Below are 14,611 nucleotides of genomic sequence, written 5' to 3'. Positions count from 1 at the left end.
GGGAGTCGGCGGAGCACTGAGGCCCGAAGCGGGCGTGGTGTCTACGCTGGATGGTGATGTCGGGCAGTCGCCGTCGGTTCGAGCCGACGGCCCTACGAGCCGAGGAAACCCGTGAGTGACACCCCATTCGGATTCGGCCTTCCGCCGGAGGAGCCGGAGAACGGCGACGAGGGCAAGAAGAAGGACCCCACCGAAGGTGGGCAGAGCGCGGGCGGGCCCGCAGGCCCGTTCGGATTCGGGCCGGGGGCGGGCGGGGACAACCCGTTCGCCGCAATGTTCGGCTCGATGAATCCTAACGATCTCGGCGCGGCCTTCCAGCAGCTCGGCCAGATGCTGAGCTACGAGGGCGGTCCCGTGAACTGGGACATGGCCAAGCAGATCGCCCGCCAGACCGTCTCGCAGGGCACCCCGGACGGCACCAAGGACGCCAGCGTCGGACCGTCCGAGCGCACGGCGGTCGACGATGCGCTGCGGCTGGCGGACCTCTGGCTCGACGGCGTCACGTCGATGCCCTCCGGTTCGGTCTCCACCGTGGCGTGGAGCCGCGCGGAGTGGGTCGAGGCCTCGCTGCCGGCCTGGCAGCAGCTGGTCGACCCGGTGGCCGAGCGGGTGGGCCTGGCGATGGGCGATGTGCTCCCCGAGGAGATGCAGGCCATGGCGGGCCCGCTGATCGGCATGATGCGCTCCATGGGCGGCGCCATGTTCGGCCAGCAGATCGGGCAGGCCGTGGGCGTGCTGGCCGGTGAGGTGGTGGGTTCCACCGACATCGGGCTGCCGCTGGGGCCGGCGGGCAAGGCCGCGCTGCTCCCGCTGAACGTGGAGAAGTTCGGCAAGGACCTCAGCGTCCCGCAGGACGAGGTCCGGCTGTATCTGGCCCTGCGCGAGACCGCTCACCAGCGGCTCTTCGCCCATGTGCCGTGGCTGAGGTCGCATCTGTTCGGTGCCGTCGAGGCGTACGCCCGAGGCATCAAGGTCGACACCAGCAAGCTGGAGGACGTCGTCGGCCAGTTCGACCCCTCGCAGCCGGAGCAGCTGCAGGACGCCCTTCAGCAGGGCATGTTCCAGCCCGAGGACACGCCCGAGCAGAAGGCGTCCCTGGCCCGGCTGGAGACGGCTCTCGCGCTGGTGGAGGGCTGGGTGGACGCGGTGGTCCACGAGGCCGCGAAGTCCCGGCTGACCTCGGCCGACGCGCTGCGCGAGACGATGCGCAGGCGCCGTGCCTCCGGCGGCCCGGCCGAGCAGACGTTCGCCACGCTCATCGGTCTCCAGCTGCGTCCGCGCCGGCTGCGGGACGCCTCGCGCCTGTGGGCCTCGCTCACGGACGCCCGGGGCCTGGAGGGCCGGGACGCGCTCTGGTCGCACCCGGACATGCTGCCGACGGCGCACGACCTGGACGACCCGGACGGCTTCGTCCATCACGAGCAGGCCGACTTCTCCGAGCTGGACAAGATGCTCGGCGAGGCGGCGAAGGGCTCCGGCAAGCCGAAGGCCCCCGAGGCCGAGGCAGACGATCAGGGCGAGGGCGAGGGCGAGGCCGAGGGCGACGAGGACGGCAAGGACGGCCGCGACCGGTGACCCTGCACGACGACGCCACCCTCGTACTGAAGGGTTACGCCCCCGCGGACGAGGCCGGCGACCAGGCGGAGCTGCGCCGGGTCTACCTGGATCACCTGGCACAGCACGACGACGGCATGTGGAAGGCGTGCGGGGCCGGGCATGTGACGGCCAGTGCGCTGGTGATCGATCCGGAGCGGGAGAGGGTTCTGCTGACCCTGCACCGGAAGCTCCGGATGTGGCTCCAGATGGGCGGCCACTGCGAGGAGCAGGACGCCACTCTGGAGTCGGCGGCGCTCCGTGAGGCGACGGAGGAGTCCGGCATCACTGGGCTCACCCTGCTGCGCGGCGGACCGGTCCGGCTGGACCGGCACCCGATTCCCTCTCCCTGCAACCGGCACCTCGATGTTCAGTACGCCGCCCTGGCTCCGGCCGGAGCGGCGGAGCGGATCAGCGAGGAGTCCCTGGAGCTGCGCTGGTTCGGGTACGAGGACGTATCGGGAGTGGGCGGTTCCAAGGCGCCGAAAGGTCCTCGTAGCGGAGCTGCCAGGGCCTTTCGGCAACGCCGGAAGCGTGCGTGCCAGGGCGTGGCCGCCCGGTCAGAGGTCGACAGGCTCTGAGGGGCGGCCTCCATCGAGGCCGCCCCCTTACCGCTGTGCTCCGCGGGTGCCGGTCAGTTCCAGGCGTTGTTCTGGTTCTGGCCGTGCGCGCCCTGCTGGCCCATGCCGAACCGGGCGGCGGCGCCCTGGCCGATCTGGGCGTTCTGCGGAGGCAGGACCTCGCTCGGCTGGACCAGCGCGAAGCCCTGGCCGAGGAAGCTCAGCTCCCAGCCCTCGCCGGTGTTGCCGCGCCGCCGGAAGACACCGGTGGAGTGCGTCTGGGCCTGCATCTGCACGCGCAGGGAGCTGGACCAGGCGACGATCGCGTCGGCGTCGGCGTTGACGTACTTGTCGGGCGTGACCTGCATCATCAGCGGCTGGCCGGAGGTCATGAGGGCGACCTTGCCGGTGCCGGAGATGTTGAGCTGGTACTTGCCGCTGCCGGAGATCCCGTACTGGCTGTCCACCGCGATGACCTCGGTGTGCAGCGAGGAATCGAGCGCGAGGACGTACGAGCTGTCCACGGTCATCCCCTCGCGGTCGACGTCCACGACGTGGATGTACTGCGCGAGGTTGGCGAGGTAGACGGTGCCCTGGCCGGACACGCGCATCAGGTCGAGGCCCTCGCCGGTACGTGCGCGGGCGCGCCGCTGGCCCTGGGACTGGTATTCCCCGTCGAAGTCCATCAGCCCCTGGTAGGCGACCATCGCGCCCTTGCGGGCGAGGACGTCGTCCTGGCCGGTCAGCGAGACCCGCAGGAGCTGCGGGTTCTGGATCGCGTACCGGTCCTGGGTCTGCTGCTCGGTGTGGCTGAAAAGCGGACTCTGCATGATGTGTTCCCCCTTCCCCTCAGTTCCGGATCCGCAGGCGGTCCGTGCTGTCCTCGCTCGGCTGGACGACGACGATGCCCTGGCCGGAGAAGGCCATCTGGTACGCCTCGCCGCTGCCGCGGCCGATCAGCGAGCCGGCCTTGAAGCTGCGCTTGCCCTTCACCTTGAGGTTCGGGGACCAGGCGACGAGCGCGTCCGGGTCGACGTACGTCTCGTCCTCGCCGCGTCCGCAATCGACCACGATCGGGGTGCCCCGGGAGGTGATGGCGACCCATCCGGTGCCCTGGACGACGACGTTCCACAGGCCCTGCCCGGCGAACTTGGCCATCCCCTTGACCTTCTCGACGCCCCAGGTGAGGTGGGCGTCGAAGGCGAGGAGGTTGGTGCCGTTGACGGAGAGGGAGTCGTTGTCGAGGTTGATGACGACGACGTCGGCGCCGTAGTCGGCGAGGTAGAGCAGCCCGTCGCCGGAGCACTTCATGACGGGTGCGCCCTCGCCCGCGATCCACTGGGAGGCGGTCTGCCGGACGGCGGGCGGGTTGGGCTCGTACTGGATGAAGCCCTCGTACGCCACCATCGAGCCGGTGCGTGCGTAGAGGTCCTGCCCGGAGGCCATGGCGACCTTGAGCATGGTCTTGCCGTGGTTCTCCATACGGGCCGTGACAGGGGTCGGGGCGTAGCCCGCGAGTTGCTGGTTCATAACGGGCTCCCTCAGACCTCGTAGGGCTGGACGACGATGAAGTTGCCGGGGGCGCCCCGGAACTGGAGGTTCACGGTCTCCCCGCTGTGTCCGGGATACGCGTTGCGGCGCAGCCGGACCTGGCTGGAGACGATCACCTGGGAGGCGGCTGACCAGGCGACGACGGCGTTGCAGTCGGCGAACGTGGTGGGCGTGACCGGCAGGACGACCGGGGTGCCGTGGGTCTTCACGACCACGGTGCCGGTGCCCTGGAACAGCATGGTGAACAGGGCGCCGCCGGGGATGCCGTGCCCCTCGACCCTGCGGACCTCGTACTGGAGGGACTCGTCGAAGGCGAGGACGCTCTCGGCGGAGACGCAGATGCCGTCACCTTGCAGTTCGATCGGGTGCAGGTGTGAGCCCTCCTCGGCGAGGAAGACCTGGCCGCGGCCGGTACAGCGCATCAGCTGCATCTCCTGGCCGGTGGCGTTGCCCACGGCGCGGCCGACGAAGCCGGCGCTCTTGTGGCCGAAGTCCACCTTGCCCTGATACATCACCATGCTGCCCTGGCGGGCCAGGACCCCGGATCCGCCCATGGTCAGGTCGACCCGCATGAGCTGCTGGTTCTGCGGGGTCCAGCGCTGGCCGGTCGCGGTCTCCTTGTACGGCTGCAGGGCCGCCTGGAGGCCCGCACCCGCGGCCGGAACTCCCTGGGGCACGCCCTGCGGGACGCCCGGAGGCATGGAGACGGGGGGCTGCTGACCGTACGGGGCCGGTGCGGGCTGACCGTAGGGCGCGGGAGCCTGCTGACCGAAGGGAGCGGCGGGCGGGACGCCCTGACCCGGGATCTGGCCGAATTGCGGCTGCTGCGGCTGGCCGTACGGGGACGGGGCCTGGGGCGCCTGCGGAGCTGCGGGGGCGTGCGGCGCCTGGGGTGCCAGCGGGGCCGCGATCGTCGGAGCCGCGTGCATCGGCTGCTGCGGCGCGGGCGGCGGCGTGGGAGCGGACGGGGCGCCGAAGGACGGTGCGGGCTGCGGGGCCTGGGGTGCGGGCGGCGCGCCGAAGGCCGGTGGTGCGGCGGCCTGGGCCGGCGGAGCGAAGCCCGGGACGGCGGCCGGTGCGGCGGCGGGCGGTGCCTCTTCCTCCGCGACCTCACCGCCGAAGTTCTTCAGGAGCGCGTCGAGACCGCCGTCGAAGCCCTGGCCGACGGCGGCGAAGCGCCAGACGTCCTTCAGGTAGAAGTCGCCGAGCATCACCGCGCGCTCGGTGGTGAACTCCGATCCGGTGAAGGCGTACCTCACCACTTCCTCGCCGCCCGCGACGATCCGGATGTACCCCGGACCGATCTGGGACATCTGCCCGGAACCGTCGAGCGTCGCGGTGAAGGAGAGCTTCTGGATGGCTGCCGGAATGCGGTCGAGCGTGACGCGGAAGGACTCGGTGTCACCGGACTGCGCGCCGAGGAGCTGGATGGACTCCTCGGGCGATTTCGGCTGATTGAAGAAGATGAAGTACCGGTCGTCGGAGAGCTGCTCGTCGGCGTCGAGGCCGAAGCAGCTGATGTCGAAAGTCAGCCCCGGGGCTGCGATCTGCACGCCGACGTACAGATCCGTCCCTGGCGTGAGATCACTGATCTTGGCCTTGTGGCCGCGTTGGAATTCCCTGGCCATGCGTAACGACCGTCCCCCATCCCGAAGGTAAATGCGTCGCGTCAGGCTAACCGCAAACAAGGACGTCGGACCAAGCCGGTACACACCCGGTACAGAATCGGCGAACGCGACGGGCCCCGGTTACTCCTCGCGGGCGGCGGGCAGGTGGGGCAGTTGCTCGGCCGCCACCACGCCCTCCAGATACCCCCGGGCGCGCTCGGTCCGCGGGTACGCCTCCAGCAGCCGCCAGAACCCCGGACCGTGTCCGGGAACGAGCAGATGCGCCAGCTCGTGGAGGAGTACGTAGTCGACGACGTACTCCGGCATGCCCTGCAGCCGGTGCGAGAGCCTGATGCTGCCCTCGGCCGGCGTGCACGAGCCCCAGCGGGTGTTCTGGTTGGTCACCCAGCGCACCGAGACGGGCCGGGCGCGACCGTCGAAATACTGGTCGGACAGCCGTACGGCTCGCTCCGCGAGCTCAGTGTCGCCCAAGACGCGCTTGCTCTCCTGGGCCGCGAGCTTGTCCAGCATCACGCCCACCCAGCGCCGCTCCTCCGCCTCCGACATCCGGGCGGGGATGAGCACGATCGTGCGGTCGCCCTCCCGGTACGCCGAGACCGTTCTCCTGCGCCGGGTGCTCCTGCGGACCTCGACCGCGCTCGTCGCCGAAGCGCGGGGCGGACGGGCTGCCGCGCTGCGCTGATGGCTTCCGGCGCTGCGCGCGGGGGTCTCCCCGGCGAAGCCGGACGACGGGTCGGCGGGCACGCCACGACGTTACCCGCTGCCCGTGGGGGAAGTCCCGCCCCGCGAGCGGATCTGCGGCGATCCACTTTACGAGCGTGCACCATTTGAACGATTAAGGGCTTGAACGACTCATGCACCGCGCCTGTGGAAAACTCCGCGCACGGTTCGACGCGGCCCCGCATTCTGGCGGAGGTCCTGCGGAAAGGCTCTGCGGATCACTGGTCCGCGAGCGCACCCGTGCCCGCGACACCGCTCGGGGGGAGAGGTCATGTATCCGATGCTGAAGCCCGCACTGCGTCGCGCCTGGCGCGGACGGAACACCGTGCAGTTCGGTGTGACACCCGCACATGCCGTGACACTCGGACCGGTGGACATCGCCACGGGGAGCTTTCTGGAACTGCTCGACGGCACGCGCGGTCTGCCGCTCCTGCGCGAGGAGGCCCGTGCGCTGGACCTGCCGGAACGTCATGTGGAGATTCTGCTGCGGCGGTTGACGGAGGCCGGTCTCCTGGACGACCCGAGGTCGGCCGGCCCGGGGGCCGATGCCCTGCGCAGGAACGTCGAAGTGATGGACCGCCAACGTCCCGATGTCGCATCGCTGTCGGTCGTCCGCCCCGAACCGGGTGGCGGCCTGTGCCGGATGGCGGCCCGGCGCGCGATGCGGGTCCAGGTGCGGGGAGCGGGCCGGGTCGGGGCGTCCATCGCCTCGGTGCTGTCCGGTGCGGGAGTGGGGCACGTGGAAGTGCTCGACGGGGGCCGGACCGAGCCCTGGGACGTGGCGCCCGGGGGCCTCCCTCCGGCATCCGTGGGGGAACGGCGCGATGTGGCGGCCCGCCGGCTCGTCCGCCGGTCCGCCCCCGGGCCCGCTCCCCGGCGATCGGGAGCGGACGGGGCGGGAGCGGGCCGCACGGGGCCGAACGGAACGGGACCGGGTCGCAAGGGAGGGGACCCGGCGGTGGCGGGGGCGGGGGCTGACCTGGTGGGGAGCGCCGGACAGCCCGGTCTGTCCCTGATCGTCGTCGCCCCCCGGGACGGCCTCGCGGTGTACGCACCCGTCGTGGACACGGCCGGTCCCTGGATCGCGTCGGGCACTCCTCATCTCTACGCGGGGGTGATCGAGGCCACGGGGGTGGTCGGGCCTCTCGTCCTGCCCGGGGGCACCGGCTGCGCGGGCTGCCTGGAACTGCACCGCGCGGACCGGGATTCGCAGTGGCCCCGGATGCTGGCGCAGTGGCGTTCCGGGCGTCGGGGCGCGGTGCCCGCCTGCGACCTGGGGCTCGCGACGGCGGTCGCCGGTCTCGCCGCTGCACATGCCCTGGCGTTTCTGGACGGAGACCTCCCGGCAAGTACCGGAACTCGCTGGGAGGCCGCTCTGCCGCTGCTGGACTGGCGTTCCGAGCCGATCGGCCCGCACACGGAATGTTCCTGCGGGGCGGCCGGGGGCGCGGGAGGGGAACGGGCCTCCGGTGGTGTTCCGGCACAGGACACAATGGCGAGGTGACCGCCGTCGCCGGAGTGACACCGGAGGCCCGAGCGGCACGGCAGTCTGGGAACTGGAGGGGCACATGTCTGATCTTCCCCGGAAGGCGGTTACGCGTACGGCCAAGCTGGCCGCGCTTCCGCTCGGCTTCGCCGGCCGTGCCACCTGGGGGCTGGGCAAGCGGATCGGCGGAAAGTCGGCCGAGCTGGTCGCCCGTGAGGTGCAGCAGCGCACGGCGGACCAGTTGTTCAAGACCCTGGGCGAGCTGAAGGGCGGGGCCATGAAGCTGGGCCAGGCCCTCTCCGTCTTCGAGTCGGCTCTGCCCGAGGAGGTAGCCGGACCCTACCGGGCCGCGCTGACCAAGCTCCAGGAGGCCGCGCCGCCGCTGCCCGCGCGCACGGTCCACGGGGTTCTCGCCGAGCGGATCGGGGAGGACTGGCGGGAGTACTTCCTGGAGTTCGAGGACACACCGGCGGCCGCCGCCTCGATCGGCCAGGTGCACCGTGCGGTGTGGCACGACGGCCGCGAGGTCGCCGTGAAGGTGCAGTACCCCGGCGCCGGAGAGGCGTTGCTCTCAGACCTCGCCCAACTCAGCCGTTTCGCCCGGCTGCTCGGCCCGCTGGTACCGGGGGTGGACGTCAAGCCCCTGATCAAGGAACTGCGCGACCGGGTGTCGGAGGAGCTGGACTACGAGCTGGAGGCGCAGGCGCAGCGGGAGCACGGGGCGGAGTTCGCCGGCGACCCGGATGTGGTGATCCCTCAGGTGGTGCACCAGTCCGACCAGGTGCTGGTGACGGAGTGGATCGACGGGATCCCGCTGTCCGAGATCATCGCGGAGGGCACGGCGGAACAGCGCGATCGTGCGGGGCAGTTGCTGGCCCGCTTCCTCTTCTCCGGTCCGGCCCGAACCGGTCTGCTGCACGCCGACCCGCACCCGGGTAATTTCCGGCTGCTGCCCCCGGCTGCGGACGACGCGGAACACGCGGAGGAGGAAGATGGTCCGGTTGACTCGTGGCGGCTGGGGGTGCTGGACTTCGGCACGGTCGACCGGCTTCCGGGCGGGCTGCCTCGGACCATCGGCGACTCCTTGCGGCTGACGCTGGAGGGCGACGCGGCGGGGGTGTACGGGCTGCTGCGCGCGGAGGGCTTCGTGAAGGAGTCGATCGACCTGGACCCGGACGAGGTGCTCGACTACCTGCTCCCGATCATCGAGCCCACGCAGGTGGAGGAGTTCGCCTTCGGCCGGGGCTGGATCCGTGAACAGGCGGCCCGGATAGCCGATCCGCGCTCCCCCGCCCATCAGCTCGGCAGGCAGCTGAACCTTCCTCCGTCCTACGTCCTGATACACCGGGTGACGCTCAGCACGATCGGGGTGCTGTGCCAGCTCGGCGCGACGGTCCGGCTGCGCGACGAGCTCGAAGCGTGGCTGCCGGGGTTCCTCGCGGAGGACCTGGAGGCGGAGGAGACGGAGTACGCCGAGGGGGAGAGCGAGCCGGAGCCGGAGGGCGAAACCGTCGAGGCGTAGGCAGGGGCCTGAACCGGAGTCGCGGCCCGGGCCGGAGTCGGAGCTTCGGCTCGGGCCGGGTGGGGGGGTCACCACCAGAGGGAGTCGAGGCGGCTCTCGATCGCGCGGATGTGGAGGCGCGCACAGTCCTCGCAGAAGTGGAGCCGGCGTCCGTCCTCCACGGCGCGGACCCAGGTCGCAGGTGCCGTGTCGCCTTCGGCGGCGGTGCCACAGCGGGCGCACACCACGCCTCCCGCGGCGGGCTTCTCGGGGGGATGCGTCTCCTCGTCCACCTCCTGACGATATCCCCGTGACCGGACGGGCGACGGCACAACGCACCGCGGGGCCGCCCGGATACGGACGGCCCCGCGGTGGGGTGATGGCTGCACGGTCAGTGCATGACCGCCATGGCCAGCGCGCGGCGGGCGCGCAGCGAGGCGCGCTCTGCCCGGCGCTGCATCCGGCGGGCGGCGATCAGACGGACCGACTGGCGGTCCCCCTGGGCCTCCCGCAGGCGGTCGTGCATATGCGCACGAGCCAGGGCTTCTGGGATGAGTTGCATTTCGCGGGTCCTGTTCTGACGCGAGTCGTTCGCGCCGATGATGGTGACGTCTGGGGTTGCGGAGCCGACGGGCTCCTTCGTGGGGGTGATCATTGGTGCCTGATTCCGGGGGTCATGGGTGTAGGGACGGTCGATCGTTCCGAGGCGCAGCCTGCGTGTGGGGGCGGGGACCCCACAGGTCGCGGTCACGCTGCGACCGGGTTCTTGCGCGGACGGCCACGCGGACGCTTGCGGGCCACGACGACGCCCTGGACGAAGAGCTCGCCGCCCCAGACACCCCACGGCTCGCGGCGGTCCTTCGCCCCGGCGAGGCAGGCCTCGACGAGCGGGCAGGTGCGGCAGAGAGACTTGGCGTACTCGACGTCGGCGGGCGACTCGGCGAAGAAGACCTCCGGGTCGTAGGAACGGCAGGGGACGGGTACACCGAGGTTCTCGATGGCGTCGTCGAGCGCGGTGAGCGTGGTGAGCGGGGTCAAGGCGGAGTCCTCCGTGGAGCCGGGCGGCGAGATCGGGGTGGAGAGCGGTACTGACGGGGCGTGCGTTTCGGTGTGCACGGTGGGTGGTGTCCTCGTCTGGTCGTGCCGGCCTGTTGGCCGGTTGGCGGCTGCTGGTACCAGGTCCTGCTTGTCCCGAGGCTCCTTCGTTCCGTCTCGTCCGTTCGGACAAAACAAAAGGGCCGCGGATCCCGAGTGGGGTTCCGCGGCCCTGAAGGCGCCGGCCTGATGCTGGATCAGACTGGATCGCTCCAGGGTTCAGGCCCACGGAAGGCCCACATCGTGTGGTGCTGCTGCGTCTGCTTCTTGGCTCCGGCACCGGCTGCCGCAAAGGCATAGGCCTGAGCCTGTGCTGCCTTCGCTACTGCTGCCGCCGGTGCCTCGATCGGTCGCTCATTGAGCTCCCGCGTCACGGGGAGGCTCACCAGGGACAGCGGACGGGCGGCGGAGATGCCGGACAGACCGGTGGCGCGAAGCGAGGCGACCGAGGAGCGGGTGAGGCCGAGCGAACAGGCGGAGACGACCGAGAGATCGGTCATTTTCTGGGTTTCGATGATGCTGATCACTTCAATCGCCTCCTCTCGGCGTCTCAGGGGGACCGGCCGGGGCCGGTCCTGCGTATTCGGATAAGTACAGCACGGAATCAGGGCTTCAGAGAAGTCGCTGTTCCCGTGGTTAAGAACCTATGGTGACGACTGGGGCGGGCGCAAACTATTTTCTGGACGAGTTTTCCTCAGGTCTCGTCCACGCCCTCCTCGGGCTCGCCATCAATCGCCTCACCTGCGCAGATGGCCAGAACATCGGTGCCGAAGCGGCTCAACTTACGGTTGCCGACACCGGCGATGACGACCAGCTCGCCCGCGGTGGACGGCACGGCCTCGGCGATCGCCATGAGGGTCTTCTCGGTGAACACGCAGAAGTCCGGCTGGCCCAGCAGGGCCGCCTGGGCGGCACGCCAGTCGTACAGCCGCTCGTACAGCCCCTCGTCCATGTCCGATGGGCACTCCTCGCAACGCATCAGCTTCATCTCGCCCGCGTCGGTGAGCGTGCGTCCGCAGACCCGGCACCGCACCGGCCCCCGGTGCTTCCGCTCGACCACCGGGGTCCGGTTCGCCGCCGCGGCCCGGCCGGTGCCCCGGTCGATACCTCCTCCGCCGCCGGCCCCGCTCCGCGCGCCCGAAGCGGCCGAGCCCGGCCGCAGCCCGTTCAGGAAGCGGGTCGGCCGTCGGCTCGCGCGGCCGCCCGGTGACCGGGACAGCGCCCAGGAGAGCGAGAGGTGGACGCGGGCGCGGGTGATCCCGACGTACATCAGGCGCCGCTCCTCCTCGACCTGCTCGTCGGTCCTGGCGTAGGCGATCGGCATCATGCCCTCGGTAAGGCCGACCAGGAAGACGGCGTCCCACTCCAGGCCCTTCGCCGAGTGCAGCGACGCCAGGGTCACCCCCTGGACCGTCGGGGCGTGCTGGGCGGCCGCCCGCTCGTCCAGCTCGCGGACCAGGTCGGTCAGGGTCGCCCCGGGTTTCGCCGTCTCGAAGTCCTCCGCCAGGCGCACCAGCGCGGCCAGCGACTCCCAGCGGTCGCGCACGGCCCCCGACCCGGCGGGCGGACGGCTGGTCCAGCCCTTGGTGGAGAGCACCGCCCGCACCTGGGACGGCAGTCCCTCAGCCTCGTCGAGCAGGGAGTCGTTGCGCCCGGCGCGGGCCGCGCCGCGCAGGGCGGTGCCCGCCTCGCGGACCTCGGCCCGCTCGAAGAACCGCTCGGCGCCGCGCAGCTGGTAGGGCACCCCGGCGTCCGCGAGGGCCTGTTCATAGACCTCGGACTGGGAGTTGACGCGGTAGAGCACGGCGATCTCGCCGGCCGGCACGCCCGCGGCGATGAGGTCGCGGATGCGCCGGGCGGTGCCCTCGGCCTCGGTGGGCTCGTCGGGATACTCCGTGTAGCCGGGCTCGGGGCCCTTGTCGCGCTGGGAGACCAGCTCCAGCCGGTGGTCGGCGGCCTTGCCGTGGGCCTGGCTCAGCAGGCCGTTGGCGAGGTGCACGACCTGGGGCGTGGAGCGGTAGTCCCGAACCAGCTTGACCACGGTCGCCCCGGGGTGGCGGGTGCGGAAGTTCAGCAGGTGGTCGGGGGTGGCTCCGGTGAAGGAGTAGATCGTCTGGCTGGCGTCGCCGACGACGCAGAGGTCGTCCCGGTCGCCGACCCAGAGGTCGAGCAGCCGCTGCTGGAGCGGGCTCACGTCCTGGTACTCGTCGACGACGAAGTGCTGGTACTGGCCGCGCACGTGCTCGGCGATGTCGCCGCGGTCCTGGAGGATGCCGACGGTGAGCAGCAGCACGTCCTCGAAGTCGATCACCGAGCGGTCGCGCTTGAGCTGCTCGTACATGGAGTAGACCTGGGAGAGGACCGCCGGGTCCCGGGGGGCGTCCCGCTGGGTCTTGGCGACCGCCGCCGGATAGTCGGCGGGCACGGTCTGGGTGACCTTGGCCCACTCGATCTCGCTGGTGACGTCCCGCAGCTCGTTGCGGTCGAGCCGGAGTTCGCAGCGGGCGGCGGCCTCGGCGACCAGCTGCACCTTCCGCTCCAGCAGCCGGGGCAGCTCGCCACCGACTGCTTTCGGCCAGAAGTACTGGAGCTGCCGGAGGGCGGCGGAGTGGAAGGTCCGCGCCTGGACGCCGGTCGCGCCGAGCTGCCTGAGGCGGCCGCGCATCTCGCCGGCGGCCCGGTTGGTGAAGGTGACGGCGAGCACGGTGGCCGGCTGGAGGATGCCAGCGCGCACCCCGTACGCGATGCGGTGGGTGATCGCGCGGGTCTTGCCCGTACCGGCTCCGGCCAGCACGCACACCGGTCCGTGCAGGGCGAGAGCCACCTCGCGCTGCTCGGGGTCGAGCCCGTCGAGCACGGCGTCCGGGGTCTCGGGAACCTGGGGGAAGAGGGTGGAGTGCGTTGCTGCTGTCACCCCGCCATGCTGCCAGGTCCCAGGGGGCGGACGCGGCGGTTGTCCACAGGGGTGAGGCATTCGTCGTACCGGGACCCGGCGGTGCGGGGCCCTGGGCGGGGCCGGCACCGCCGCCACGGGAATGGTGAAGGTCTCCCGTACGTTCCTCAACCGTGCGGGACGGCTGCGGACAGTGGCCGGACCGTAGGTGACGCTGCCGGCCGCGCAGCGGTACGGACGAGACGAAGGAGCGCCAGCGACATGGCGGGCACTGTGACGATGTACAGCACCACCTGGTGCGGCTACTGCCGCCGGCTGAAGAGCCAGATGGACCGCGAGGGCATCGCGTACAACGAGGTCAACATCGAGCACGACCCGGAGTCGGCCGCGTTCGTCGAGAAGGCGAATGGCGGAAACCAGACGGTCCCCACGCTGCTGGTCGTGGCCCCCTCGGGCACCGAGTCGGTCATGACGAACCCGTCGCTCGCCCAGGTGAAGCAGGCGCTCGCCGCCTGATCCGGCCGGTGGAACGCCCCCCCGGACACACGTATGCCCCCGGCGATGCCGGGGGCATACGTGTGTCCGGGGGGGCGCTCAGCCGGTCCGCTTCGCGCCGCCGGGCCTCGGGAGCGGCTTGCCGTACCAGAGCTCGATCAGCCGGGCCGCGATCGAGATGCCGAACGGGGGCATGACCTCGCCGGACTCGAAGGCGGCGGTGAGGTCCTCGCGGGAGAACCAGCGGGCCTCCTCGATCTCCTCGCCGTCGACGGTGATGTCGAAGGAGGTCGCGCGCGCCATGAAGCCGAGCATCAGGCTGGAGGGGAAGGGCCACGGCTGGCTGGCGATGTACTCGACCTCGCCGACGGTGATGCCGGCTTCCTCGTGCACCTCGCGGGCCACGGACTGCTCGATCGACTCCCCCGGCTCGACGAATCCGGCGAGCGTGGAGAAGCGGCCCTCCGGCCAGTGCACCTGGCGGCCCAGCAGGGCCCGGTCCTGGTCGTCGGTGACCAGCATGATGACCGCCGGGTCGGTGCGCGGGTAGTGCTCGGCCCCGCAGGCCTGGCAGCGGCGGATGTGACCGGCCGCCGCGATGACGGTGCGCTCGCCGCAGCGGGAGCAGAAGCGGTGCAGGCGCTGCCAGTTCTCCAGGGCGACGGCGTGCACCAGCAGGCCCGCGTCGCGGGGGCCGAGGAGAAGGCCCGCTTCGCGGAGTCCGGCGGGCCGGGCCGACTGGTCCATGCGGCCGGGCAGCGAGTCCTTCTGGAGCGCGAAGTAGCTGACGCTGTCCTCGTCGGTGCCGAGGAAGTACCGGTGGGTCTCGGTGACCGGGGCCTCGAAGGCCTGGGTCATGACGATCTCGGTGCCCCCGTCGGGGGTGTCGTCGATCAGCACCTGCCCGCCGGAGACGACGAAGACGCGGGTCGTCGGGTGGCTCCACGCCACGGCCAGCCACGCCTCGTCGAGGCGGTGGTGTGCCGCGCGGTCGATGCCGCTCGGCGCGGTGAGGCCGATCGGACGGTCTGCGGTGGCGTTGTCGAAGGTGCTCACAGGTGCTTCCTACTCCCCCTGGGTGGATCGGGT

15 protein-coding genes are annotated in these 14,611 nt (G+C 71.3%); 5 read left to right on the top strand and 10 right to left on the bottom strand.

Translation table 11 applies throughout. The annotated features are described in order from the left end of the window. The first annotated feature begins 111 nt into the window (after window positions 1–111). Together IG90_RS0109580 and IG90_RS0109575 are read left to right on the top strand one after the other, a co-directional pair. The gene (locus tag IG90_RS0109580) at window positions 112–1,575 is read left to right on the top strand and encodes a zinc-dependent metalloprotease (RefSeq protein WP_030580511.1); all 1,464 of its coding nucleotides are present in this window, start codon (window positions 112–114) and stop codon (window positions 1,573–1,575) included. Continuing rightward, window positions 1,572–2,174: an NUDIX hydrolase gene (locus IG90_RS0109575; protein ID WP_245170710.1), complete on the top strand. Its 603-nt coding sequence runs from the start codon at window positions 1,572–1,574 to the stop codon at window positions 2,172–2,174. Before IG90_RS0109580 ends, IG90_RS0109575 begins: the two co-directional genes overlap by 4 nt. A gap of 53 nt (window positions 2,175–2,227) precedes the next feature. Here IG90_RS0109575 and IG90_RS0109570 read toward each other — a convergent pair whose 3' ends face one another. The 4 genes from IG90_RS0109570 to IG90_RS0109555 form a co-directional block, all read right to left on the bottom strand. After that, complete coding sequence (locus IG90_RS0109570; protein WP_030580505.1) at window positions 2,228–2,983, bottom strand: AIM24 family protein; 756 nt, start codon at window positions 2,981–2,983, stop codon at window positions 2,228–2,230. 19 nt (window positions 2,984–3,002) lie between these two features. After that, entirely contained in the window at window positions 3,003–3,683 is a 681-nt protein-coding gene (locus IG90_RS0109565; RefSeq protein ID WP_030580502.1) for an AIM24 family protein, read from the bottom strand. A gap of 11 nt (window positions 3,684–3,694) precedes the next feature. Next, the gene (locus IG90_RS0109560) at window positions 3,695–5,332 is read right to left on the bottom strand and encodes a TerD family protein (RefSeq protein WP_030580499.1); all 1,638 of its coding nucleotides are present in this window, start codon (window positions 5,330–5,332) and stop codon (window positions 3,695–3,697) included. Window positions 5,333–5,452: 120 nt separating this feature from the next. Further along, on the bottom strand, window positions 5,453–6,076 hold the full coding sequence (locus IG90_RS0109555; RefSeq protein ID WP_030580496.1) for a M48 metallopeptidase family protein: 624 nt from the start codon (window positions 6,074–6,076) through the stop codon (window positions 5,453–5,455). A 247-nt stretch (window positions 6,077–6,323) separates the two neighbouring features. On the opposite strand from IG90_RS0109555, the gene IG90_RS0109550 reads away from it, so the two are divergent. Both IG90_RS0109550 and IG90_RS0109545 read left to right on the top strand, forming a co-directional pair. Continuing rightward, window positions 6,324–7,556 carry a ThiF family adenylyltransferase gene (locus tag IG90_RS0109550; protein WP_030580493.1) on the top strand — a complete coding sequence of 411 codons (1,233 nt, stop codon included), beginning with the start codon at window positions 6,324–6,326 and terminating at the stop codon, window positions 7,554–7,556. A 64-nt stretch (window positions 7,557–7,620) separates the two neighbouring features. Beyond that, window positions 7,621–9,060, top strand: coding sequence for an ABC1 kinase family protein (locus IG90_RS0109545; protein WP_030580490.1), 1,440 nt, complete (start codon window positions 7,621–7,623; stop codon window positions 9,058–9,060). A 68-nt stretch (window positions 9,061–9,128) separates the two neighbouring features. Here the strand turns inward: IG90_RS0109545 and IG90_RS0109540 are convergent, their stop codons facing one another. The 5 genes from IG90_RS0109540 to IG90_RS0109520 all read right to left on the bottom strand — a co-directional run bounded on the left by IG90_RS0109540 (window position 9,129) and on the right by IG90_RS0109520 (window position 13,108). After that, the gene (locus IG90_RS0109540; RefSeq protein WP_030580486.1) at window positions 9,129–9,332 is read right to left on the bottom strand and encodes a hypothetical protein; all 204 of its coding nucleotides are present in this window, start codon (window positions 9,330–9,332) and stop codon (window positions 9,129–9,131) included. Between the two features lie 98 nt (window positions 9,333–9,430). Then, window positions 9,431–9,790 carry a hypothetical protein gene (locus IG90_RS0109535; protein WP_030580483.1) on the bottom strand — a complete coding sequence of 120 codons (360 nt, stop codon included), beginning with the start codon at window positions 9,788–9,790 and terminating at the stop codon, window positions 9,431–9,433. Continuing rightward, entirely contained in the window at window positions 9,787–10,155 is a 369-nt protein-coding gene (locus IG90_RS0109530; protein ID WP_003966445.1) for a WhiB family transcriptional regulator, read from the bottom strand. Before IG90_RS0109530 ends, IG90_RS0109535 begins: the two co-directional genes overlap by 4 nt. 176 nt (window positions 10,156–10,331) lie before the next feature. Next, complete coding sequence (locus IG90_RS0109525; protein WP_030580478.1) at window positions 10,332–10,661, bottom strand: hypothetical protein; 330 nt, start codon at window positions 10,659–10,661, stop codon at window positions 10,332–10,334. 167 nt (window positions 10,662–10,828) lie between these two features. Continuing rightward, a complete protein-coding gene (locus IG90_RS0109520) occupies window positions 10,829–13,108 on the bottom strand; it encodes an ATP-dependent DNA helicase UvrD2 (RefSeq protein WP_078585255.1) in 2,280 nt (759 codons plus the stop codon). 180 nt (window positions 13,109–13,288) lie between these two features. On the opposite strand from IG90_RS0109520, the gene IG90_RS0109515 reads away from it, so the two are divergent. Beyond that, the gene (locus IG90_RS0109515) at window positions 13,289–13,543 is read left to right on the top strand and encodes a mycoredoxin (protein ID WP_003966448.1); all 255 of its coding nucleotides are present in this window, start codon (window positions 13,289–13,291) and stop codon (window positions 13,541–13,543) included. A gap of 78 nt (window positions 13,544–13,621) precedes the next feature. On the opposite strand, the gene nudC is transcribed toward IG90_RS0109515, so the two are convergent. Next, complete coding sequence (nudC, locus tag IG90_RS0109510) at window positions 13,622–14,578, bottom strand: NAD(+) diphosphatase (RefSeq protein ID WP_030580472.1); 957 nt, start codon at window positions 14,576–14,578, stop codon at window positions 13,622–13,624. Between the last annotated feature and the right edge of the window lie 33 nt (window positions 14,579–14,611).

It is taken from the genome of Streptomyces anulatus, from assembly GCF_000721175.1.
Lineage (GTDB): Bacteria > Actinomycetota > Actinomycetes > Streptomycetales > Streptomycetaceae > Streptomyces > Streptomyces anulatus_C.
This window is presented reverse-complemented; position numbering and strand designations above follow the sequence as displayed.